General features: G+C 63.4%; 24 protein-coding genes and 1 pseudogene. 18 read left to right on the top strand and 7 right to left on the bottom strand.

The window, feature by feature from the left end:
• Positions 1–53: 53 nt before the first annotated feature.
• The 3 genes from NP534_RS14120 to NP534_RS14110 all read left to right on the top strand — a co-directional run bounded on the left by NP534_RS14120 (position 54) and on the right by NP534_RS14110 (position 1,500).
• Positions 54–413, top strand: a complete 360-nt coding sequence (locus NP534_RS14120) for a histone-like nucleoid-structuring protein, MvaT/MvaU family (protein ID WP_033698852.1) — start codon at positions 54–56, stop codon at positions 411–413.
• 221 nt (positions 414–634) lie between these two features.
• On the top strand, positions 635–1,162 hold the full coding sequence (gene gloA, locus NP534_RS14115) for a lactoylglutathione lyase (RefSeq protein WP_274099115.1): 528 nt from the start codon (positions 635–637) through the stop codon (positions 1,160–1,162).
• Positions 1,163–1,257: 95 nt separating this feature from the next.
• Complete coding sequence (locus NP534_RS14110; RefSeq protein WP_033698855.1) at positions 1,258–1,500, top strand: hypothetical protein; 243 nt, start codon at positions 1,258–1,260, stop codon at positions 1,498–1,500.
• A gap of 72 nt (positions 1,501–1,572) precedes the next feature.
• Here the strand turns inward: NP534_RS14110 and NP534_RS14105 are convergent, their stop codons facing one another.
• A complete protein-coding gene (locus tag NP534_RS14105) occupies positions 1,573–2,394 on the bottom strand; it encodes a shikimate 5-dehydrogenase (RefSeq protein WP_274099114.1) in 822 nt (273 codons plus the stop codon).
• A gap of 204 nt (positions 2,395–2,598) precedes the next feature.
• Here NP534_RS14105 and NP534_RS14100 point away from each other — a divergent pair, with 204 nt between their 5' ends.
• From NP534_RS14100 to pbpG, 3 genes are all read left to right on the top strand, one after another.
• Positions 2,599–2,781, top strand: coding sequence for a hypothetical protein (locus NP534_RS14100; RefSeq protein WP_033698857.1), 183 nt, complete (start codon positions 2,599–2,601; stop codon positions 2,779–2,781).
• A gap of 821 nt (positions 2,782–3,602) precedes the next feature.
• Complete coding sequence (gene mtlD / locus NP534_RS14095) at positions 3,603–5,792, top strand: bifunctional mannitol-1-phosphate dehydrogenase/phosphatase (RefSeq protein ID WP_274099113.1); 2,190 nt, start codon at positions 3,603–3,605, stop codon at positions 5,790–5,792.
• 191 nt (positions 5,793–5,983) lie between these two features.
• Positions 5,984–6,910, top strand: a complete 927-nt coding sequence (pbpG, locus tag NP534_RS14090; RefSeq protein WP_274099112.1) for a D-alanyl-D-alanine endopeptidase — start codon at positions 5,984–5,986, stop codon at positions 6,908–6,910.
• A gap of 28 nt (positions 6,911–6,938) precedes the next feature.
• On the opposite strand, the gene NP534_RS14085 is transcribed toward pbpG, so the two are convergent.
• Positions 6,939–7,382, bottom strand: coding sequence for a hypothetical protein (locus NP534_RS14085; RefSeq protein ID WP_274099111.1), 444 nt, complete (start codon positions 7,380–7,382; stop codon positions 6,939–6,941).
• A 173-nt stretch (positions 7,383–7,555) separates the two neighbouring features.
• Between NP534_RS14085 and NP534_RS14080 the strand changes: the two genes are divergently transcribed.
• The 9 genes from NP534_RS14080 (at position 7,556) to NP534_RS14040 (ending at position 15,113) form a co-directional block, all read left to right on the top strand.
• Positions 7,556–8,890, top strand: coding sequence for a lysine N(6)-hydroxylase/L-ornithine N(5)-oxygenase family protein (locus NP534_RS14080; RefSeq protein WP_274099110.1), 1,335 nt, complete (start codon positions 7,556–7,558; stop codon positions 8,888–8,890).
• A 168-nt stretch (positions 8,891–9,058) separates the two neighbouring features.
• Positions 9,059–10,252 carry a PepSY-associated TM helix domain-containing protein gene (locus tag NP534_RS14075; protein ID WP_274099109.1) on the top strand — a complete coding sequence of 398 codons (1,194 nt, stop codon included), beginning with the start codon at positions 9,059–9,061 and terminating at the stop codon, positions 10,250–10,252.
• On the top strand, positions 10,249–10,788 hold the full coding sequence (locus NP534_RS14070) for a thiamine pyrophosphate-binding protein (protein WP_274099108.1): 540 nt from the start codon (positions 10,249–10,251) through the stop codon (positions 10,786–10,788). Before NP534_RS14075 ends, NP534_RS14070 begins: the two co-directional genes overlap by 4 nt.
• Positions 10,785–11,105: a hypothetical protein gene (locus NP534_RS14065; RefSeq protein ID WP_033698867.1), complete on the top strand. Its 321-nt coding sequence runs from the start codon at positions 10,785–10,787 to the stop codon at positions 11,103–11,105. Before NP534_RS14070 ends, NP534_RS14065 begins: the two co-directional genes overlap by 4 nt.
• 11 nt (positions 11,106–11,116) lie before the next feature.
• Positions 11,117–11,686 (top strand): DUF6162 family protein, encoded by a 570-nt coding sequence (locus NP534_RS14060; RefSeq protein WP_274099107.1) that lies wholly within the window; start codon positions 11,117–11,119, stop codon positions 11,684–11,686.
• Between the two features lie 16 nt (positions 11,687–11,702).
• Positions 11,703–12,605, top strand: coding sequence for a metal ABC transporter substrate-binding protein (locus NP534_RS14055; RefSeq protein ID WP_033698871.1), 903 nt, complete (start codon positions 11,703–11,705; stop codon positions 12,603–12,605).
• On the top strand, positions 12,602–13,348 hold the full coding sequence (locus tag NP534_RS14050) for a metal ABC transporter ATP-binding protein (protein WP_047581000.1): 747 nt from the start codon (positions 12,602–12,604) through the stop codon (positions 13,346–13,348). The genes NP534_RS14055 and NP534_RS14050 overlap by 4 nt, the downstream gene beginning before the upstream one ends.
• Complete coding sequence (locus NP534_RS14045; protein ID WP_274099106.1) at positions 13,348–14,247, top strand: metal ABC transporter permease; 900 nt, start codon at positions 13,348–13,350, stop codon at positions 14,245–14,247. Before NP534_RS14050 ends, NP534_RS14045 begins: the two co-directional genes overlap by 1 nt.
• Positions 14,244–15,113 (top strand): metal ABC transporter solute-binding protein, Zn/Mn family, encoded by an 870-nt coding sequence (locus NP534_RS14040; RefSeq protein WP_274099105.1) that lies wholly within the window; start codon positions 14,244–14,246, stop codon positions 15,111–15,113. The genes NP534_RS14045 and NP534_RS14040 overlap by 4 nt, the downstream gene beginning before the upstream one ends.
• A 52-nt stretch (positions 15,114–15,165) precedes the next feature.
• Here NP534_RS14040 and NP534_RS14035 read toward each other — a convergent pair whose 3' ends face one another.
• From NP534_RS14035 to NP534_RS14015, 5 genes are all read right to left on the bottom strand, one after another.
• Positions 15,166–16,218 carry a DUF1615 domain-containing protein gene (locus tag NP534_RS14035; protein WP_274099104.1) on the bottom strand — a complete coding sequence of 351 codons (1,053 nt, stop codon included), beginning with the start codon at positions 16,216–16,218 and terminating at the stop codon, positions 15,166–15,168.
• 26 nt (positions 16,219–16,244) lie between these two features.
• Complete coding sequence (locus tag NP534_RS14030; protein WP_274099103.1) at positions 16,245–16,796, bottom strand: hydrolase; 552 nt, start codon at positions 16,794–16,796, stop codon at positions 16,245–16,247.
• Between the two features lie 57 nt (positions 16,797–16,853).
• Positions 16,854–17,573: a thioesterase II family protein gene (locus tag NP534_RS14025; protein WP_274099102.1), complete on the bottom strand. Its 720-nt coding sequence runs from the start codon at positions 17,571–17,573 to the stop codon at positions 16,854–16,856.
• Positions 17,570–17,791 carry an MbtH family protein gene (locus NP534_RS14020; protein ID WP_033698884.1) on the bottom strand — a complete coding sequence of 74 codons (222 nt, stop codon included), beginning with the start codon at positions 17,789–17,791 and terminating at the stop codon, positions 17,570–17,572. The genes NP534_RS14025 and NP534_RS14020 overlap by 4 nt, the downstream gene beginning before the upstream one ends.
• A gap of 149 nt (positions 17,792–17,940) precedes the next feature.
• Positions 17,941–18,342, bottom strand: coding sequence for a hypothetical protein (locus NP534_RS14015; RefSeq protein WP_274099101.1), 402 nt, complete (start codon positions 18,340–18,342; stop codon positions 17,941–17,943).
• Between the two features lie 240 nt (positions 18,343–18,582).
• On the opposite strand from NP534_RS14015, the gene purU reads away from it, so the two are divergent.
• The 3 genes and pseudogenes from purU to NP534_RS14000 all read left to right on the top strand — a co-directional run.
• Complete coding sequence (purU, locus tag NP534_RS14010; protein WP_033698887.1) at positions 18,583–19,449, top strand: formyltetrahydrofolate deformylase; 867 nt, start codon at positions 18,583–18,585, stop codon at positions 19,447–19,449.
• The gene (gene folD / locus NP534_RS14005) at positions 19,446–20,357 is read left to right on the top strand and encodes a bifunctional methylenetetrahydrofolate dehydrogenase/methenyltetrahydrofolate cyclohydrolase FolD (protein WP_274099100.1); all 912 of its coding nucleotides are present in this window, start codon (positions 19,446–19,448) and stop codon (positions 20,355–20,357) included. The genes purU and folD overlap by 4 nt, the downstream gene beginning before the upstream one ends.
• Positions 20,339–20,920, top strand: a pseudogene (locus NP534_RS14000) (FAD-dependent oxidoreductase); the annotation flags it as partial. The gene folD and the pseudogene NP534_RS14000, both read left to right, overlap by 19 nt.
• Positions 20,921–20,957: the final 37 nt, after the last annotated feature.

The raw sequence follows: 20,957 nt of genomic DNA, 5'->3' as shown, positions 1-20,957 counted from the left end.
CTACTTCAATGTTCGTCACGCCCTGCCACGAAAGACGTACAGGAGTGATTACAGTGTCCAGACTTGCAGAGTTTCGTGCTGCCGAAAAAGCGCTTCAGGAACAAATGGCTCAACTGGAAGCGCTGAAAAAGGATGCCGGCCTCAAACGCGAAATCGAATTCGAGCAGAAACTAGTCGGCCTGATGAAAAGCTATGACAAGGGTCTGCGCGATATCATCGCCATCCTCGACCCCAAGGCGGCAACCCGGGCCACCAGTACTGCCCCCAAACAACAGCGCCGCCCGCGCGTGGTCAAGGTGTACGAGAACCCCCACACCGGCGAGCTGATTGAAACCAAAGGGGGTAACCATCGCGGGCTGAAGGCCTGGAAAGAAGAGTACGGCGCCGCCACGGTAGAAAGTTGGGTACGCTGATGAAACGTCCACATGCACTTCACACTTTTTTCACACGGGCTGGCTCACTATCGAGACAGCTAAAGGACTAGCGACCCCACGCGCCCGCACATGCGGGCCTCTCTTCCAGCGCCCTGCCTCGTGCAGGGCGCTTTCATTTGCGCAATCGCTTCACTGCCGTATCATGGCCAGCCTGTCTGTTTTGCCGGTGCCTCGCGCCCGGCCCCGTCTCAGGAGTTCCCATGAGCCTGCACGATCTGCAAACCCTGCCTGGCGTCACCGCGCAGCCGGATACCGCCACCGCCAAATTCGTCTTCAACCACACCATGCTGCGGGTCAAGGACATCGAGAAGTCGCTGGACTTCTACACCCGCGTCCTGGGCTTCCGCCTGGTGGACAAACGCGACTTCCCCGAAGCCGCCTTCAGCCTGTACTTCCTGGCCCTGGTCGACCCGGCGCAGATCCCTGCCGATGACGCCGCGCGCCACCAGTGGATGAAGTCGATCCCAGGTGTTCTGGAGCTGACCCACAACCACGGCACCGAGCACGACGCCGACTTTGCCTACCACAACGGCAACACCGACCCACGCGGTTTCGGCCACATCTGCATTTCGGTGCCGGACGTGCGCGAAGCCTGCGCGCGCTTCGAAGCACTCGAGGTCCCCTTCCAGAAACGCCTGACGGATGGGCGCATGAACCACCTGGCCTTCGTCAAGGACCCGGATGGTTACTGGGTCGAAGTGATTCAGCCGACCGAACTCAAGGGCTGAGCCTCAAGGCTATTCGCTCGTCGGGCCGGGAACTCCCGGCCCCTTGCTGTGGTATATGAAAGTAACGGTTTCATAAGCACAGCGAGGTAAGGACGATGCAATCTCTTCACTGTGAACACCGCAAGTACACCATCACCGCCAGCGTGATGCCCCACCCCGACTCCCCCCTGCCCTACGCCGCCGGGTGCCTGATCACCGACCCTGAAGGGCATACCAGCAAGCGCATCCCCATGCCGATGAAGTTCTTCTCAGACCTTGAGAACGCCCAGCATGTATCACTGGCGCATGGGCGTGCCTTGGTGGATCAGCAGTTGGACAAGGGCCACAAGGCGTTCTGATTGCCAACCGGTGCTGGCCCCTTCGCGGCTACCCGCGAAGAGGCCGGTAAAGAAGAACCTGGTCAAGACGACCTAGGTATCCCTGGCATACACCACAGCAGCTTCAACCTGCTCACGTGTCGGCCGCACACCGGTATACAGCACGAACTGCTCCAGTGCCTGCAATGCAATCACCTCCAGACCTGTGATCACCGGCTTGCCGAACGCCTGCGCCCGCTTGATCAGGGGCGTCTGCACCGGCATTGCCACCACATCGAATACCCGCTCTGCCGCTGCAATGGCGTTCTCGGAAAACGCCAGCACGTCGGCCTCCGGCCCACCGGCCATGCCAATGGGTGTCACGTTAACCAGCATCGGCGGGCACAGGTCACCGAGTTCGGCAACCCACCGATAACCACAGACATCCGCCAGTTGCCGCCCAGCCTGCTCGTTGCGCGCCACGATCACGCCCTCGTTGAAGCCCGCATCACGCAGGGCGCTGGCCACCGCCTTGGCCATGCCGCCGCTGCCGCGCAGGGCAAAGGCGGTGGCCGGGTCGACCTTATGCTGCTCCAGCAACTGACGCACCGCCAGGTAATCGGTGTTGTACGCCTTCAGATGGCCGCCGGTATTGACCAGCGTGTTGACCGACTCGATGGCAGCGGCGGACGGGTCAACCTCGTCGACCAGGGCCATGCAGGCCTCCTTGTAGGGCATCGACACCCCGCACCCGCGAATCCCTAGAGCACGAATGCCCGCCACAGCCGCCGGCAGGTCGTCGGTGCTCATGGCCTTGTAGTAGAAGTCCAGGCCCAACTGCTGATACAGGTGGTTATGGAAACGCACGCCGAAGGTACCGGGCCGGCCGGCCAGGGAGATGCACAGCTGCGTGTCTCTGCTGGGAGTTGTCGACATAACCTGCTCCTTTTTCAGAACTGAATCGTTTGTTCAGCGTATCAGACGCAGCCGCTTGTCGTCCCTTACACAACTGCTTATGGCGGGCGTGAGGCCCGCCACGCTGGTGATCGTTGATAAAACTAATGACCACTATCGAGCAAGTTGATTTCAAACCACCGAGGCTGCTGCGTAAGGTAGGGCCATGTTCCACAGGAGGTCCCCATGGCCACTATCCAGATCATGTCCGTTGTTGGCAGCGCCGTCCCCCCTTCACTGCGTCAGCAGGGCCAACTGGCGTGCTGGTACCTGGTGCGCAACGGCGAGCCCGTGAGCGGCCCCCTGCTGACCCGCGCCTCGGCCCAAGCCCTGGCTGAGCAGTTGCAGCCAGGTACCCTGGTCGCTTGACCTGAACGTGTTGTGCGTTGCTCCCTCTCCCTTTTGCGGCCCGCCTTTTGGCGGGCCTTTTTTTCTTCACGGAATGTTGGGGAAGTGGGTCTGCTATGTGCTTGTCGGGAGATAGGGTGATGGCGGCTAGCTGCCTGTCTTGGATTTGGAGGTGGGGCGGACATCGAGCGCCGCCCGCGCGGCGCATCGCGAGCGAAGCTCGCTCCTACATCTGTTTCGGGCCAGTTATTCCTGAGGCATTGGCGCGCGGCCCCTTGGCGTCCGCCTTAATATTGTGTCGGACAAACAAGGCGGTCGCGCGCGCTGGCACAGGCGTGACTGGCCCGAAACAGATGTAGGAGCGAGCTTCGCTCGCGATGCGCCGCGCGGGCGGCGCTCGATGTCCGCCCCACCCTCAAATCCAAGACAGGCACCTAGCCGACATCACCGTGTGCGGTAACCGAACGATTGTTGCCGACGCCTTGCATGTGCCAGCGCATACGTGCAAGGGTAAAAAAGGAACGTCAGCCACCAAAAAGGAAGATAAGCACCTTATGCTTGGAATCACACGTATCCATCGCTACGTGCGCCCATTGCCTGCAAGCCAAGCTGCAGCCAGTGGGCGTGACGTCAACGGCAAACCAGGCGCCCGCCTGGCCGCAAAGCTTACCGCCCTCCTCTGCACACCCCGCGCCGTCCCGCCCTACCTCTGGGTCGACCCCGAGCGCGCCCCTGTTGATCGCCTGCCCCCTACCTGACCGCCCACGCGCTGTCATCGCACCGCACTCGCCATTCAGTGACTGAAGGCGGGATGTTTCACGCAAGAAAAGGGGCAACACCCAATGATCATGTTTCAGGGCAAGAAAATTCACAGTGCGATCTTCGATATGGATGGCACGATGTTCGACACCGAGCGCCTGCGTTTCAGGACGCTGAAACAGGCTTCGCTGGAAATCTTCGGCAAAGCCTTGAGCGAGCAGACACTGATCGGGTCGCTGGGCCTGAGCGCGAAAAGGGCCGAGGCCCTCGCCAAGGCCCACAACGGCAATGACTTCCCTTATGCGCAGATCCGCAAGCGCGCCGACGAGCTCGAACTGGAGCACGTGCGCAACCATGGCGTGCCGATCAAGGCCGGCCTGCTCGAGGTGCTGGAGCGCCTTCGCAAGTCCGGCCTGACCCTGGCGGTCGCCACTTCCAGCCGCCGTGCCATCGCCGAGGAGTACCTGATCAATGCCAACGTGCTCAAGTACTTCGACATCACCGTCTGCGGCGACGAAGTCAGCCAAGGCAAACCCCACCCGGAAATCTTCCTGCGCGCCGCCCGCGCGCTCAATTGCCAACCCGGCCAGTGCTTCATGGTCGAGGACTCGGAAAACGGCTTGCTCTCGGCGATCCGCGCCGAGGGCCAGGCAATCCTGATCGAAGACATCAAGCCGCCCGCGCCCGAGGTCAAGGCCGGCGCGCTCAAAGCCTACCCTGGCATGCACGCCTTCCTCGCCGACTTGAGCGAGTGCGTGCCCGACCTGGGCATGCCGGCGCTCGACGATTCGTTCCCTGCTTCACTGAACCAGTTCCGTGTCGGCATCCACGGCTTCGGCGCTATCGGTGGGGGCTACCTGACCCAGGTGTTGTCCCATTGGGACGGCTACACGCGCCCCTGTGAAATCATTGCCGCGACCCGTTCACGCATGCTCCGGGAATCAGTCGCTGCGTTCGGCCGCTACAGCGTGCGCTACGGCGCCAGCGCGTTCGACCAGACCATCGACAATGTGCGCATGATCGACATGGACGACGAGGAGGCGGTGATCGAGATGTACAACGCCGCCGAAGTGGTCGGCATGAGTCTGCCCGAACAGGCAATCCATCATCAGGCCAGGGTCATTGCCAAGGGCTTGCTGCGACGCTTCGAACGCAGGGGGCGCGAGCTGACCCTGCTGATCGTGTTGAACAAGATCGGCGGTGCGGCGTTCGTCCGGCGCCAGGTGCAAGCGCAATTGGCATTGCTGTGCACGCCACAGGTGTGCAAGCAGGTGCTGGAAAAGACCCACTTCGCCGAAACGGTAGTCAGCCGCATCGTTTCCAAGATCAGCAATGACGCGCTGGTTCGGCAGTTGCGCATCAAGTCGCAGATCTTCAAGAACAGCCTGGAGGACGAGCCCACGGTCACCCGCAAACCCGCCACGCCGGCCCCTGAGTACGAACGGCTGATCGGGCACTTCAGGCCTTTTGCGCAGTCCAGCAGCGCCATGAGCCAGTTGCACCTGATCCTGTTCAACAGCGAGCCCGACATGCCGCTGTACGTGGAGCGTGGCAGTGATTTGCTGGAGCGGCTGCGCCAGGTGAAAACGGTCGCGGACATTACCCAGATCCAGATCATCAAGAACCGTTTGTGGAATGGGCCGCATGCCATCATCGCCTGGTATGCCAGCCTGCTGGGGCATACCTGGGTTGGCCAGGGGATGGGGGACGCCCGTGTCAGTGCGCTGGCAGAGCGTCTCATTCACCAGGAAGTGGCGCCGGCATTGATGGCCGAATACCCGCAGATGTCAGAGGTTGTCAGCAGCTTTGCCAATGCGTTTCTCGCACGGTGCAAAACGTCGTTCAAGGACCCTTGCGTGCGGGTCGGGCGCGACCCGATGCGTAAATTGCAGCGTAACGAGCGCATCCTCAGCAGCATCGACCTGGCGCGCAAGCATGGCATTCAGACGCCTGCGCTGGCGTTTGGGGCGGCGTTGGCCATTCACTATGCGCTGCACGGCAACGCCAGCAAGGACCGGGAAGCCCAGTTGATGAAGGCGCTGTACAAGGCCAGTGACGAACGTGTCGAAGCGGTGTTGACCCATGACGGGGACTATCACGGCAAGCCTTACCTGGGTCTGGACCCGGTCAGTGATGCGGACCTGATCGAAAGCATTTCGGCCAACTTCCGGCTGTTGCAGCAACGGGACAGGGCTGACTGGACACTGCCCTCTGCGTTGACGCGCGGATCATCTCCATCCCACCTCTGCGAAGTGTCGGAATACGACCGGTGATGGGTCCGAGTTGGCCACGCTTGAAACGAAGGTAATGGGTACAGGATGGGTACAGGATTAAATTTCGTTCACGTTGCGCCCTTTAGTCATAAGGCATTCGACAGCAATTCAGCCATACTCCAGAATGCAGCGGTTTTTGGGGGAAAACCCTTGCACAGCCAACGACATACCAACCTTTAGTGAGCCTCAACGTGAAAACATCCCTGTCTATCCTCAGCCTGCTGCTGTTGCTCACAGGTACCGCGACCCTCCCGTCGACTGCTGCTGCACAACCCCCGGCCCAGGTGCAACGCGACCCGGCCAAATTGCACCTGGCCTCTGGCAGCGCGCTGCTGATCGACCTGAATACCAATCAGGAACTGTATTCGAGCCATGCCGATCGTGTGGTCCCTATCGCTTCGGTCACCAAACTGATGACGGCGATGGTGGTGCTGGACGCCAAGCTGCCGATGAATGAAATGCTCACCATGACCATCGCCAACAACCCGGAGATGAAGGGCGTGTATTCGCGCGTGCGCCTGGGCAGCCAACTGGACCGTCATGAAACGTTGCTGATCACGTTGATGTCTTCGGAGAACCGCGCCGCCAACACCCTGGCCAACCATTACCCGGGCGGTTACCCGGCGTTCATCAAGGCCATGAACGCCAAGGCGCGTAGCCTGGGCATGGCGCACACCCGCTATGTCGAGCCGACTGGCCTGTCGACGCTGAACGTGTCCACTGCCCGCGACCTCTCCAAGCTGCTGATGGCGTCGCGCAAGTATCCGATGCTGAGCGAGCTGTCGACCACCCGCGAGAAGACCGTGGCGTTCCGCAAGCCTAATTACACCCTGGGCTTCCGTAACACCGACCACCTGGTGAACAAGAGCAACTGGGACATCAAGCTGACCAAGACCGGCTTCACCAATGAAGCTGGCCATTGCCTGGTGCTGCTGACCCGAATGGACAACCGCCCGGTGGCCATGGTCATCCTCGATGCGTTCGGCAAATACACCCACTTCGCCGATGCCAGCCGCATGCGTCAGTGGCTGGAAACCGGGGCAGCCAAGCCAGCACCGGCAGTGGCCATGCAGTACAAGGCCGATCGGCAGGTCAAGGGCCGCCTGGCGTCCGAGTAACAGCCATAACCCAAGGCTGCACGGCCTGCTAGGCCGTGCCGCTAACCATGCCGCCCGCGCTGCTGCCACCCTCTTGCTGTAGCAGCTCCAGCAACTGCGCCGTGGCAGCCATGATCTGCCCGTTGAGGGTGGCGATGCTTGCCTGCTTGGCGCCCACAGCAGCCGCCTTGGCAGCCTCGTCCATCTTGCTGTTCTGCAGCGCGGCCAGCTGCTTCTGTTCCTCGACCAGTTGCTTTTGCAGGTCCTTGATCAGCTGACGCAACTCCTTCACGGTGTCCGAGTCGCCGTTGTCAGCCTCCGTGGATTGCGCCTGCCCAGCCCCGGCAATCTTCATGCTGTCGCTACTGATGCTCAAGGGCCCCAGTGCCTCACCGGCCTCTTGTGCCTGCGCGCGTTCGGTGGCTGCATTGGCGCTCAGCGTCTGCGCCGAGACGCCGTTGATCATAAGGTTGCTTGCCGATATCCCGCTCATGTCGATTCCCTGCCTGAAAGATAGGTCCTTACCGTAACCCCCTATCGGCCGCCCCATGCAGTTCTTTAGCCCGCTTAAATTCCCCCCTGCCTGGCTCGTTCCAAGAAATGTACTTGCGCAGGAGCCGGAGCCCCGGCGGGCGTCCACATTCGACCATTCAGGGAATCGCAGCCATGAGCCAGTCCTCACACCAGGAAACAATCAAAGATCTGATCGGCGTGGGCTTCGGCCCTTCCAACCTGGCCTTGGCCATCGCCCTGGAAGAACTCGCTCAGACCCAGGGCCACGCCCTGGACGCGCTGTTCATCGACAAGCAGAAAGACTACCGCTGGCACGGCGAAACCCTGGCCACCCAGAGCGAGCTGCAGATTTCGTTCCTCAAGGACCTGGTCTCCCTGCGCAACCCGACCAGCCCCTACAGCTTCGTCAACTACCTGCACCAGAAGCAGCGCCTGGCTGACTTCATCAACCTCGGCACCTTCTACCCCTGCCGCCTGGAGTACAACGACTACCTGCGCTGGGCCGCCGAACACTTTGCCACCCAGGCAGTGTATGGCGAGGAAGTGGTGCGCATCGAACCCGAGGTGAATGCCGGCCGGGTCGAGCACCTGCGCCTGGTATCGCGTGATCAACAGGGCCGCGAATACAGCCGCCGCACCCGCTCGGTGGTGGTCGGCAGTGGCGGCACGCCGAAAATCCCGGAAAAATTCGGCGCGTTCAAGGACGACCCGCGCGTCTTCCACCACTCCCAATACCTGAGCAGCCTGAACAAGCTGCCGTGCACCGAAGGCAAGCCGATGCGCATCGCGGTGATCGGCTCTGGCCAGAGCGCCGCCGAGGCGTTCATCGACCTCAACGACAGCTACCCGTCGGTCAAGGTCGATATGATTTTGCGTGGCTCGGCCCTCAAGCCGGCCGACGACAGCCCGTTCGTCAACGAGATCTTCTCGCCGGGCTACACCGACCTGGTCTACAACGAGCCGGCCGATCAACGCAGCAAGCTGTTGGGCGAGTACCACAACACCAACTACTCGGTAGTCGACCTGAACCTGATCGAGCGCATCTACGGCATCCTCTATCGCCAGAAGGTCGCGCACCAGTTCCGCCACAACGTGCTGTGCCGACGCCAGGTAGAAGCGGTGGTGGCCACCCGTGAAGGCCTGGAACTGACCCTGCGCGACCTGGCCACCGGCCAGCAGCAGACCCACCGTTATGACGCGGTGATCCTGGCCACCGGCTACGAGCGCCGCTCGCACCGCGACCTGCTGGCGCCGCTGGCAGGCTACCTGGACGACTTCAGCGTAGACCGCAACTACCGGGTACTGGCCAGCCCAGACCTGCAGGCCTCGGTTTACCTGCAAGGCTTCTGCGAAAACAGCCATGGCCTGAGCGATACCTTGCTCTCGGTGCTGCCCTCCCGCGCCGCCGAAATCGGCCAGTCGCTGTACCAGGACCTGGCGCGCCTGAACGGCCGTACGCAACCGGCTGTCGCCTTGACCCGCGCCTGATTGCCCGCCTCTTCAAGCCGGCCTGACGCCTCGCGCGCAGGCCGGTTTGCGTTTTCTGAAACATTTGCTTTCATTTTAAACGGCAGGATTTCCATTCTCATTCGTCTTTATAGGTGCAGCCCTCTAGGTTGGGCATAAGCTCGACTACACATTTCAGAAGACGATCAGATGGCCAAATCACCGAAAAAATCCAAATCCAAGCTGTGGTTCCTGGTCCACAGCTGGCTCGCCCTACCGATCTGGTTCTTTGTGCTGATCGTCTGCTTTACCGGCATGCTCGCCGTGGTCAGCCAGGAGATCGTCTGGCTGGCCAACCCGGACGTGCGCGCCAGCAAGCCTGACGGCGATGCCGAGCGCTTGAGTTATCAGCAGGTGCTCGACGCTTTGCACAAGGCCGAGCCGGACATGGCCGTGGAGTCGCTCAGGCAGCCGGATGGCTCGCACTTCGCGCTGACCGCCGACGTGACCTTCCCTGACGGCACCAGTCCAACGCTCTACGTCAACCCGTACACCGGGGCCATCCAGGGCAAGAGCCCGGACTTCAACTTCGAAGGTTTCACCCGCGCCTTGCATGGCTGGTGGCTGGTGCCCTTCACCAGTGGTTTCAGTTGGGGTTGGTACCTCGTCTCGATCCTTGGCCTGCCGATGCTGGCCTCGCTGGTCACGGGCCTGGTGGTCTACAAGAAATTCTGGAAGGGCTTCTTCAAGCCAGTGCGCACCGGCCATGGTTCGCGGATCTTCTGGGGTGACCTGCACCGGCTGGCCGGGGTCTGGTCGATCTGGTTCATCGCGGTCATTTCCATTACCGGTACCTGGTTCCTGATCCAGGCGCTCCTGTTCGACAACAACATCAGCATCTCCAGCCGACCTATCGTGCCGGTCATCGCCCGTGAGGATGTGCCGCAAACAGCCGATGGTAGCCAGGCACCGCGCATTGATGTGGATGAAGCGGCGCGCATCGCCGGTTTGGCGATCCCGGGCCTGGAGATCAGTTCCGTCTCACTGCCTGCTACTGCCTACAGCCATGTCACCCTGGGTGGCCGCGGCTGGTACCCGCTGATGTTCCAGTCCGCCGCCGTCAACCCCTACACCCGCACCGTCGACAGCCAGTTCTTGATCAGCGACCGCTCTGCCCTGGAGTTTGTCACCGAGTCCATGCGCCCCCTGCACACCGGCGACTTTGGCGGCCTGCCGATCAAGCTGATCTGGTTCTTCTTCGGCCTGGTCCTCACCCTGATGGTATTCAGCGGCCTGTTGATCTGGACCAAACGCACCGCCCAGGCGACCGCCGCCGCCCTCAAGCGCAGCGAGCGTGCGCCACGCGTGGCAAGCCGTGAAACCACCGTGGAGATCCGCCCATGAGCCAGGCCCAGACCCTGCCCGCCAGCCCGCTCAAACAGTGGTGGCTGAAGTGGCGCTTCCACCTGAACATCCTGCTGATCCTCATCCCGCTGGGCTTCATGCCCAAGTACTTCGCCGACGCCAAGCTGTTTCGCGGCGACGCGGGGCTTGGGGTGAACGTGATCAGCGACATCCAGGTCGGCCCCTACAGCCTCGACCTGGCCGAAATGCGCGACGAGGCGCCACGCGCCGACGGCCCGGCGGGCCACTTCAAGTCGTTCAATGCCTCGCTGTGCAAGGCGTGCATCAATGACGTCAAGGCGGTCTACCTGCGCATTGGCAAACCGCGCAGCCTGCGCGCCGCCGGCACCATCTTCTTCGGCGCACCGTATCGCATGGGCACCAACCTGCCGATACCGCCACGCACTCAGCCTGATGCCCAAGTCTGGATCACCCTCGAAGGCTGGGACGGCAGCATGCACCAGGCTTCAGTGCCACTGGCCAAGGCTTCGCCCGCCACCGTGGCGTGGCTCGAAAAACAAGGAGGCAAGAAATGAAACACCTGATGCGCAAGCTCGCCCTGCCCTTGCTGGTGCTGGCCGCCGGCCCCGCCCTGGCACACAACCCGATGTGCGAATGCGAAGAGGTCGCCAGCGGCCAGGTCAAATGCACCGGCGGCTTCTCGGATGGCAGCGGCGCCCCTGGGGTGACACTGGATGTGATCGGCTACGACGAGCAGGTGCTGGTTGGCGGCAAGCTCGGCGACGACTCGACCCTCACCTTCAAGCGCCCCGACGGTGAGTTCTACGTGCTGTTCGATGCCGGCCCTGGGCATGTTGTGGAAGTCGACTACGCCGACATTGGCCAACCATGAGCACGCCTACCATGAGCCGTGCCCAGGTTGTACGCCCGGCTGGCGCTGGGCACGAAACCCTGTACGTGCTGCTGGTCAGCCTGCTGATCGTGATTCTTGCCGCTACCGTGGTGATGCTGCGCGGCGAACGCGAGGACGAGCAGGCCATCGCCAGCCACCAGATCGACGCTCGCCGCGACCTCACCGCCGCTGAACAGGGGCTTTACACCGACCTGCGCGTGGCCTTCGACGAGATCCAGCTGCTGCGTGAAGAAACCGCCGCCGTGCCCAGTGTGCAAGCCCTGGCCGACGAAGGCCTGCCACCCTTCGTGGTCGACGCAGGCAGCCAGAGCCGCGGTAGCCACCAGTGGTCATGGCTGGAAACCGGCGCCTACCTGGGCCGCAGCCAGGCCCCGCAGGTGGCGGGCAGCCTGCTGCTGATCCTGCCGGGCGACAGCAGCGGCCAGGCAGATGTCTGGCTACGCCGCGACAGCGCCGCCGTCACGCCGGATGACCTGGGCCACGCCGCCCTGATCGCCGCCGGCTGGCAACAGATAGTCAGCCACTACGACGCCGGGGTCACCCGCGAACACCGTCACTGAACCCAAGGACTTCCCCATGTTCCGCTCCGCCCTCGCCCTGCTTCTGGCCCTTGCCCTGCCGGCAATGGCCCTGGCCGATAACGGCAAGCCGTTGCGCATCGGCATTACCTTGCACCCGTATTACAGCTACGTGAGCAACATTGTCGGCGACAAGGCCGAAGTGGTGCCGCTGATTCCGGCGGGGTTCAACCCGCATGCCTACGAGCCACGGGCCGAAGACATCAAACGCATCGGTACGCTGGATGTGGTGGTACTCAACGGTGTCGGCCATGACGATTTCGCCGACCGCATGATCGCTGCCAGCGAAAAGCCCGGCATCGCCACCATTGAAGCCAACCAGAACGTGCCTTTGCTAGCCGCCACCGGTATCGCCGCCCGCGGTGCCGGCAAGGTGGTCAACCCGCACACGTTCCTGTCGATCAGCACCACCATCGCCCAGGTCAACAACATTGCCCGGGAGCTGGGCAAGCTCGACCCCGACAACGCCAAGCTCTACACGCAGAATGCCCGCGCCTATGCCAAGCGCCTGCGCGCCCTGCGTGCCGAAGCCCTGGCCAAGGTCACCGAAGCACCCAGCGCCACCTTCCGCGTGGCAACCATCCATGCAGCCTACGACTACCTGGTGCGTGACTTCGGCCTGGAGGTCACGGCGGTGGTCGAGCCGGCCCATGGCATCGAACCCAGCCCGGCCCAGCTGAAAAAGACCATCGACCAGCTCAAGGCGCTGGACGTCAAGGTGATCTTCTCGGAAATGGACTTCCCGTCCGCCTATGTCGAAACCATCCAGCGCGAGTCGGGCGTGCGCCTGTACCCGCTGACGCACATTTCCTACGGCGACTACACCAAGGAGAAGTACGAGGTAGAGATGAAGCGCAACCTCGACACCGTGGTCCGCGCCATCCAGGAGAACCGCGCATGACCGCCGCCGCCCACCTCGACGCGCCCAGTGGCCCGCGCATCGAATTCGCCGGCATCGACCTGACCCTCGGGCGTACCCGCATTCTTGAGCAGGTCAGCTTCAACGTGGCGGCTGGCAGCGTGCATGCGATCGTCGGCCCTAACGGCGGCGGCAAGAGTTCGCTGATCAAGACCCTGCTCGGGCAGATGCCCCACCAGGGCCAATTGACCTTGCACTGGCCCAGCGCCCTTGAGGTGATCGGCTATGTACCCCAGGCGTTGGAGTTCGACCGTGGCCTGCCGATGACCGTGGACGATTTCATGGCCGCCATGTGCCAGCGCCGGCCGGCCTTTCTGGGGCTGTCGCGCCGCGTGCAACCGGCCATCGATGCCGCCTTGGCGCGGGTCGGCATGCTCGACAAGCGTAAACGGCGCATGGGCGCGTTGTCTGGCGGTGAGCGTCAGCGGGTGCTGCTGGCCCAGGGCCTGATCCCCGAGCCGCAACTGCTGGTGCTGGATGAACCCATGTCGGCCCTCGATGAAGCGGGCATCCAGGTCTTCGAACAACTGCTGCACAGTTGGCGCCAGTCCGGCACCACCGTGCTGTGGATCGAGCACGACCTGCAAGCCGTGCTGCGCCTGGCCGACCGGGTCACCGGCCTGAGCCGCCAGGTACTGTTCGACGCTCCACCGGCACAGGCCCTGACCCCGGAGCGCCTGCTCAGCCTGTTCTCCGTTCACCCGCGCAGCGAGAGCCTTGCCTGATGAGTTTTGAAGCATTTCGCCAACTGGTCCAGGAATGGGCCAACGCCGGCTACCTGCCCGAGGCACTGGCCTACGGCTTCGTGGTCAATGCCCTGCTGGCCGGCCTGATGATCGGCCCGGTGCTGGGCGGCCTGGGCACCCTGGTGGTGGTCAAGCGCTTTGCCTTCTTCTCCGAGGCGGTCGGCCATGCCGCGCTCACCGGCGTGGCCATCGGCATCCTGTTGGGCGAGCCGTATACCGGCCCCTACGGCAGCCTGTTCGGCTACTGCCTGCTGTTCGGCATCCTGCTCAACTTCCTGCGCAACCGCACCGGGCTGTCGCCGGATACGCTGATCGGCGTGTTCCTGTCGGTGTCCCTGGCCCTGGGCGCTAGCCTGCTGCTGATGCTGGCGGGCAAGATCAACGTACATATCCTTGAGAACGTGCTGTTCGGCTCGGTACTGACCGTCAGTGCCCAGGACCTTATGGTGCTGGGTATCGTCGCCGTGCTGGTACTGGCCCTGGCCTTGCCCCTGTACAACCGCATCATGCTGGCCAGTTTCAACCCGCAACTGGCGGCGGTGCGCGGGGTAGCGGTAAAGACCCTGGACTACCTGTTCGTGGTACTGGTAACGCTGGTCACCGTGGCTTCGGTGAAGGTGATCGGGGCGATTCTGGTCGGCGCGCTGCTGGTGATACCGGCGGCGGCCGCACGCTTGGTCAGCCAGTCACTGAAGGGCTTTTTCTTCATTGCGGTGCTGATCGCCACGCTGAGCACCCTGTTCGGCATTCTGCTGCCCATCGTCTACGACCTGCCGGTGCCTTCGGGCGCCGCGATCATCCTGGTGGCCGGTATCTGCTTCGCCTTGGCCGCGCTGGCCCGCGCCCTCGTTCCACGCCTGCAAGGAAACCCGGCATGAACCTGAAACAGCTGACCTTGGCACTGGCCCTGGCGGGCCTGCCCTCGCTCTCTTTCGCCACGCAAGTGCTGACCACCCTGCCCGTCACCCACAGCCTGGCCACGGCGCTGCTCGACGGCACCTCGGTGCAACTCAAGCGCGCCGCACCCGCCAACCTGCCGGCCAGCCGCCAGCCGTCCTACTTCAGTGGCCGCGGCGGCGCCACCCTGGAGAAGGCTGCGCAACAGGCAGACGCCGTCATTGGCGTGCGCTCGATCTGGCGTGACGACCCGCTGTACCCGATGGCCCGGCGCAGCAACATCCGCATCGTCGAAATCGATGCGGCGCGGCCGGTGGACGGTGCCCTGCCGGGGATTGCAGTGACCGGTGACGATGCCTACGGCGCGTACCCCTGGCTCAACCCGACCAACCTCGGGCGCATGGCCGATGTGGTGGCCAATGACCTGGAGCGCTTGTCGCCGGCTGACAAGGCGAAGATCCAGGGCAACCTGGCAGGCCTCAAGCGTCAGTTGCTGGAGTTGACGGCCAACAGCCAGACCCAGCTGGCCGAGGTCGACAACCTTACGGTGGTGAGCCTGTCCGAGCGCCTGGGGTACCTGGCCAGCGGGTTGAACCTGGATGTGGTGGAGCAGGCGCTACCGGCCGAGGGCAAGTGGGATGAAACGGCGCTCAAGGCGCTGGGGGACAACCTGAAGCATCAGGATGTAGCGCTGGTGCTCGACCACCGCCAGCCGGATGCCGCGGTGGCCGAGGTGATCAAGGCCTCTGGGGCGACGCTGTTGGTGGTGGAGAGTGATGCCGATGATGCTGTGGCAGGGTTGAAGGCCAGTGTCGAGCAGGTGGTTGGAGCATTGACCGAAAGCTGACGCCTGGTGGTAGAAGCGCCCTTGCCGGGCGCTCCTACCCAAGGTTTTAGTGCTAGCGCTTCATGCACCGCTGATAACGCTCATCCACCCTGCCGGCGAACCACGCGGTGGTCAGTTTGCGGGTAATTTTCGGGCTCTTCAGCTGAATCCCAGGCAGTACCGCACGCGGCAGCGGCTTGCCCGCCGCAGCATCCGCCAAGGCGAATACCCCGCTGTACAGCTTGCTGTCTTCAAAGGCCAGGCTGTCGCCCAATTCCAGCTGGCTGCGAATCTGCGGGTTGCGCAACCCCAGCTTCACCCCCAACTTGCGCGCGGCCTGCTCGGTGCTCCCTGGCATGATCGCGCCTGGGGCAATCAAGTCCCCATCCAAGGCCAGGTTGGCACCCGCCACCTTGCTCAGCGCAGCCTGGAACGCCGCATTGCGGCTGGCGTACCAGCCTGCGTTGAAATCTGCGAAACGGTACAGCTGGCGGTCGTAATGCGCCGGGTAGCCGAGCAGGTGGGCAATACCGAAATACATGCCCCCCCGCCGGCTGAACACTTCCTGGCGTACCGTGCCGTCATAGGTGTAGGGGTAGTCCCTGGCATGCTGTTCGGCAAAATCGATGCTCACCTGCATCGGCCCACCGGTGTGCACCGGGTTGAGCCCGCCAAGCAAGGTCTTGCCCAATGGCAGGCGGTCGATGACCTCGTCGAACAGTGCACTCAGCTGCTTCTCGCTGCGTACCGCGAGCAGCCGCTGCTGGTAGGTCTGGCCGTTGCCGGACGGCGTTTTCAGCGCACCGTCGACCAGCAAGCGCGGGATGTGCAGGCGCGCGGCGCGGCGGTCGATCTCGTCACGGGCGATACGCCCCAGGTTGGGCACCTGCGGGTCGGCATTGAAGGTCGACTCTTGCTCGGTCACCGCCAGTACCGCGCACAAGTTGCGCTTGTTGGGGGCAATGCGCTGGGCTTCGAAGGCCTGCTGAATGTCGTTGGCCCAGCCCTCACGGTCCTTGGCCTGAGCGGGTAAAAGCCGCAGCAACTGCGCACGCACCTTGGCCGGGTCTGCTTCTGGTTCTTCTTCACGGCGCCCGGCACAGCCTTGCAGCAGCGCCAGGGCCATCAGCCCCGCCGCCAGTAACCGCGCGTTCAGGGCTGCTCACCGACCAGGTAGGTCTTGCTGATATGGCGGAACAGCGGATGGCTGGCACTGCCCATCAGCTCGAACAGCACCATCTCGCGGGTCACGATGTGCGCCCCGGCTGCGCGCATGCGCGCCAGGCCTGCAGCCTTGCTGGCGGCCGTGCGGCTGTCACAGGCATCCTCGACCACGAACACCTGCTTGCCCAACGCCAACAAGCCGAGCACGGTCTGCAACACGCAGACGTGGGTTTCCATGCCGCAGACGATCACCTGCTCACGCGCCATCAGGCTGGCCGGCAGGCACTCGGCGGCCACACAGGAAAAATGGCTTTTTTCCACTACCTCGGCAGCGGGCGCCGCAGCAATCAGCTCTGCCAACGTATGGCCAAGCCCTTTGGGGTACTGCTCGGAAACCACGGTGGGCAGCTCCAGCTCGGCAGTCGCCGCCAACAACCAGCGCGCCCGCGCGTGGGTGCCTTCAGGGTCGCTCATGGCGCCGATGAGTTTTTCCTGGATGTCGACGACCAGCAGCGTGGCCTTGTGTGGATCGATCAGCATTGTCTGCCCCTTGCCTGGGAAAAGGCCTAGCCTCCCCCAGGCAAGCGGTGACGTCAATCAGGCAGAAAGGCGATGCGGCTCAAGCGACGCAGCCAGCACGCCGAGTACGCGGTCTTCGTGTTCGTGGATGAAGAAGTGGCTGCCCGGGAACACTTCCAACGAAAAGTCCCCCAAGGTTTCCTTGCGCCAGGCCAGCAGTTGCTCCTCGCTGGCTCGGTCATCCTCGCCACCCAGCACGTGCAGCGGGCACTGCAACGCAGGCCGCTGACGATAGGCATAACGGCCGCAGAGCAAGAAATCGGCACGCAGAATCGGCAAGGTCAGGCTCATCAGCTCGGCGTTGCCGAGTACTTCCTCTGGCGTACCGTTCAGCTCGCGCAACTCGCTGATCAGCTCATCGTCGCTTTTAGGGTCGCGCCAGTTCTTGCCGTCATAGTCTTCACGCCGGGTAGGGGCGGCGGTGCCGCAGGCAAACAAGGCCAACGGCGGCGCACAACCCAGCGCCTGCAGCTCGTGGGCGAGCTCGAAGGCCAGCAACGCTCCCAGGCTATGGCCAAGCAGTGCGTAGGGCGCGCTGGCCGCCAAACGCTGTTCGGCTGCCAATTGCCGGGCAAGCGCCTGCATGTCGGTTTGCAGCGCTTCCCCCATGCGCGCGCCGCGCCCAGGCAACTCCACCGGCCGCACCTGCAGCCAGGCTGGCAGCTTGCGCCGCCAGCGGCTGTAGACCATGGCGCTGGCCCCGGAGTACGGCAGGCACAGCAGGTTCAGCGTGGTCACTGCGCTGCGGCTTCGGCCATCTTCTGGCGCAGGCTCAGCGGGCGCATGTCGGTCCAGACTTCGTCGATGTAGGCCAGGCAGTCTTTTTTCAGGCCGCTCTTGCCCACTGCACGCCAGCCAGTGGGGATGGCCTTGTAGTCGGGCCAGATCGAGTATTGCTCTTCGTGGTTGACCACTACCTGGAACTGGATATCGTCGCGGTCGAAAACGGAAGTCATTGCCTGTCTCCTTGAGTGATAGATGCCGATACGCGTATGGCGTAGGGCGGCTCTTAGGTAGACGTAGGGCGATGCGGAAAAATTAGAGGGGATTTGGGGTGCATGACGGGGGCCTTACAGCGCCTGTGAGCCAATTCACCGATCCCGCTTCAAGCCCCCCGCAGCAGGTCATGGTCATCAAGCAACCGATAAGCCACCTGCGGATTACGCTCCAACCCCCGCCGAATCGCTGCCGGTATCAACTGCCGGGTCTTGCGGCACAACCCCGGTTGCTCATCCAGCTCGATCACGATCCCGCGCATGGTCCGCACTTCGTTGAACCCAGGCGCAATGCGCACACGAATACCCAGGTTCTCGTACATCCGTTGCTGCAGCCGCTGCAAGTCATCCAGGTCCTTGAGGTTTTCCAACCGCTCGATCAGGCGTTTTTCTTCCTGCCGGGTAAGCAGGAGGATGCGCTGCGCCGCCGGCGGGTGCTCGGCCAGGTGCTCGCGGCCGCAGTTACAGGCACCAGGGGGGCAAGGTTGGCGAAGGCTGGATGCTGTGCTCATGGGCCAAGCATAGCGCGTGCCGGCCTCTTCGCGGGTACACCCACCCTGACAGGGAGGGCGCAGCCTTAAAAACTTTCCTGCCAGGATAAAAAGTTTCACAAACCCCTAGACCGCGACCCACCTCTTCGCCTATAAATCGCCCAAAGGAAATTAATATTCCTACTAAGAAACAATATTCGCCGCCCCGCGAACCTCTTTGCCCTTGTGCCGACCTGCCCCACTCCACCACGAGGCCCCGACATGCACCCCGCTCCCGATCATTTTATCCTGCGCGTCAGCTGCCCGGCCGTGTCCGGCATTGTCGCCGCAGTGACCACCTACCTGGCCGAGCACGGTTGCTACATCAGCGAGATGGCGCAGTTCGACGACGAGGACAATGGCCGCTTCTTCATGCGCGCCGTGTTCCGCTACAACACCGGCGTGAGCGGCGACACAGCGCAACTGGAAGCGGGCTTCACCGACGTTGCCCAGCGCTTCGACATGGACTGGAGCCTGCACAGCAGCGCCCGCCCGATGCGCGTGCTGCTGATGGTCAGCAAATTCGACCACTGCCTGTCCGACCTGCTCTACCGCCACGCCAAGGGCGAGCTGGACATGCACATCACCGCGGTGGTCTCCAACCACCTCGACCTGCGCCCCATGGCCGAGCGCCAGGGCATCCGGTTCGTCTACCTGCCGGTGACCAGGGAGACCAAGGCCGAGCAGGAGGCCGCGCTGATGCGCATCGTCGAAGACAGCGGCACCGAGCTGGTGGTACTGGCGCGCTACATGCAAATCCTCTCCGACGACCTGTGCCGCCAGCTGTCCGGCCGGGCAATCAACATCCACCACTCGTTCCTGCCCGGCTTCAAGGGTGCCAAGCCCTATCACCAGGCCTATCAGCGGGGCGTCAAGCTGATCGGTGCCACCGCCCACTACGTCACCAGCGACCTCGACGAAGGCCCGATCATCGAGCAGGAAGTGCAGCGCGTGGACCACGCCTACGCCCCCGAAAACCTGGTGGCGATCGGTCGTGACACCGAGACCATCGCGTTGTCCCGTGCGGTGAAGTACCACCTGGAGCACCGGGTGTTTCTCAACCACGACCGCACGGTGATCTTCAAATGAACACGAGCCCCAGCGTCAAACTGATCGACGGCAGGGCCACCGCCGCGCGGGTATTGGCTGAAGTCCGAGAGCAGGTGCAGACCTTGCGTCAGGGCGGCGTGCAACCGGGCCTGGCCGTTGTGCTGGTGGGGGCAGATGCCGCCAGCCAGGTGTATGTGCGCAACAAGGTGCTGCGTGCCGAGGAAGTGGGCATCCACTCGCTGGAACATCGCCTGCCCGCCGACACCTCCCAGGCGCACCTGCTGACCCTCATAGACCGGCTCAACCGCGACAGCGCAGTCAACGGCATCCTCGTGCAGTTGCCACTGCCGGCGCATATCGACGAACACCGCGTACTGCAGGCCATCAACCCGCTCAAGGACGTGGATGGCTTTCACAGTGAAAACGTCGGCGGCCTGGCCCAGGGCCGCGATGTGCTCACCCCTTGCACGCCCAGTGGCTGCATGCGCCTGCTGCGCGATGCCTGCGGTGAGTTGCGCGGCAAGCATGCGGTGGTGGTCGGCCGCTCGAACATCGTCGGCAAACCCATGGCCGCGTTGCTGTTGCAGGCCGACTGCACGGTGACCGTGGTGCACTCGCGCAGCCACGACCTGCCAACGTTGTGCCGCCAGGCCGACATCCTCGTCGCGGCGGTCGGCAAGCCACGGTTGATCGGTGCCGACTGGCTCAAGCCCGGCGCGGTGGTGATCGACGTGGGCATCAACCGCATCGATGAACACGGCCGCAGCCGCCTGGTCGGCGATGTCGACTTTGCCGCCGCCTTGCCCCAGGTCGCCGGCATCACCCCGGTGCCCGGCGGCGTCGGCCCGATGACCATCGCCTACCTGATGAAAAACACCCTGCTCGCCCTCGACCTGCAACAACAGGCCGCCCAACAGGAGCGCACCGCATGCCTTTCGCCCTGCTGAAATACGGCCTGAGCGCCGACTACCCGGTAGAAGTCGACCTGCCACCCCCTTGCGACCTCAAGCCCCACTACGACGTGGTGATCATCGGTGGCGGCGGCCACGGGCTGGCCATCGCCTATTACCTGGCCAAGTACCACGGCATCACCAACGTTGCGGTGCTGGAAAAGGCCTACCTGGGCGGCGGCAACACCGCACGCAACACGGCGGTGATCCGCTCCAACTACCTCACCAGCGAGGGCGTGCGCTTCTACGCAGAATCCGTGCGGATGTTCCAGAACCTGTCCAACGAATTCGACTTCAACATCATGTACTCCGAGCGCGGCCAACTCACCCTGGCGCACACCGACGCCACCGTGCGGGCCTTCCGCCAGCGGGCCGAGGTCAACAAGCACTTCGGCGGGCGCACCGAGATGATCGACCGCCAGCAGATTCGCGAACTGGTGCCAAGCCTCAACCTCGACCCCGGCCACCTGCCGGTGCTGGCTGGGCTGTGGCATATCGACGGCGCCACCGCGCGCCACGACGCCGTGGCCTGGGGCTATGCCAAGCAGGCGGCCTCCCGCTGGAACTGCGCAAGGTGATCGACAGCGCGCTGTGCGG

It is taken from the genome of Pseudomonas sp. 39004, assembly GCF_028682155.1.
Classification (GTDB): Bacteria; Pseudomonadota; Gammaproteobacteria; order Pseudomonadales; family Pseudomonadaceae; genus Aquipseudomonas; species Aquipseudomonas capeferrum.
This window is presented reverse-complemented; position numbering and strand designations above follow the sequence as displayed.

What these genes read in the sequence shown, in the direction of transcription:
- gloA (WP_274099115.1), top strand. Translation starts at nt 635, where the DNA reads ATGAGCCTGCACGATCTGCAAACCCTGCCTGGCGTCACCGCGCAGCCG.
- NP534_RS14110 (WP_033698855.1), top strand. Translation starts at nt 1,258, where the DNA reads ATGCAATCTCTTCACTGTGAACACCGCAAGTACACCATCACCGCCAGC.
- NP534_RS14105 (WP_274099114.1), bottom strand. Translation starts at nt 2,394, where the DNA reads ATGTCGACAACTCCCAGCAGAGACACGCAGCTGTGCATCTCCCTGGCC.
- NP534_RS14100 (WP_033698857.1), top strand. Translation starts at nt 2,599, where the DNA reads ATGGCCACTATCCAGATCATGTCCGTTGTTGGCAGCGCCGTCCCCCCT.
- mtlD (WP_274099113.1), top strand. Translation starts at nt 3,603, where the DNA reads ATGATCATGTTTCAGGGCAAGAAAATTCACAGTGCGATCTTCGATATG.
- NP534_RS14085 (WP_274099111.1), bottom strand. Translation starts at nt 7,382, where the DNA reads ATGAGCGGGATATCGGCAAGCAACCTTATGATCAACGGCGTCTCGGCG.
- NP534_RS14080 (WP_274099110.1), top strand. Translation starts at nt 7,556, where the DNA reads ATGAGCCAGTCCTCACACCAGGAAACAATCAAAGATCTGATCGGCGTG.
- NP534_RS14075 (WP_274099109.1), top strand. Translation starts at nt 9,059, where the DNA reads ATGGCCAAATCACCGAAAAAATCCAAATCCAAGCTGTGGTTCCTGGTC.
- NP534_RS14070 (WP_274099108.1), top strand. Translation starts at nt 10,249, where the DNA reads ATGAGCCAGGCCCAGACCCTGCCCGCCAGCCCGCTCAAACAGTGGTGG.
- NP534_RS14065 (WP_033698867.1), top strand. Translation starts at nt 10,785, where the DNA reads ATGAAACACCTGATGCGCAAGCTCGCCCTGCCCTTGCTGGTGCTGGCC.
- NP534_RS14060 (WP_274099107.1), top strand. Translation starts at nt 11,117, where the DNA reads ATGAGCCGTGCCCAGGTTGTACGCCCGGCTGGCGCTGGGCACGAAACC.
- NP534_RS14055 (WP_033698871.1), top strand. Translation starts at nt 11,703, where the DNA reads ATGTTCCGCTCCGCCCTCGCCCTGCTTCTGGCCCTTGCCCTGCCGGCA.
- NP534_RS14050 (WP_047581000.1), top strand. Translation starts at nt 12,602, where the DNA reads ATGACCGCCGCCGCCCACCTCGACGCGCCCAGTGGCCCGCGCATCGAA.
- NP534_RS14045 (WP_274099106.1), top strand. Translation starts at nt 13,348, where the DNA reads ATGAGTTTTGAAGCATTTCGCCAACTGGTCCAGGAATGGGCCAACGCC.
- NP534_RS14040 (WP_274099105.1), top strand. Translation starts at nt 14,244, where the DNA reads ATGAACCTGAAACAGCTGACCTTGGCACTGGCCCTGGCGGGCCTGCCC.
- NP534_RS14035 (WP_274099104.1), bottom strand. Translation starts at nt 16,218, where the DNA reads ATGGCCCTGGCGCTGCTGCAAGGCTGTGCCGGGCGCCGTGAAGAAGAA.
- NP534_RS14030 (WP_274099103.1), bottom strand. Translation starts at nt 16,796, where the DNA reads ATGCTGATCGATCCACACAAGGCCACGCTGCTGGTCGTCGACATCCAG.
- NP534_RS14020 (WP_033698884.1), bottom strand. Translation starts at nt 17,791, where the DNA reads ATGACTTCCGTTTTCGACCGCGACGATATCCAGTTCCAGGTAGTGGTC.
- NP534_RS14015 (WP_274099101.1), bottom strand. Translation starts at nt 18,342, where the DNA reads ATGAGCACAGCATCCAGCCTTCGCCAACCTTGCCCCCCTGGTGCCTGT.
- purU (WP_033698887.1), top strand. Translation starts at nt 18,583, where the DNA reads ATGCACCCCGCTCCCGATCATTTTATCCTGCGCGTCAGCTGCCCGGCC.
- folD (WP_274099100.1), top strand. Translation starts at nt 19,446, where the DNA reads ATGAACACGAGCCCCAGCGTCAAACTGATCGACGGCAGGGCCACCGCC.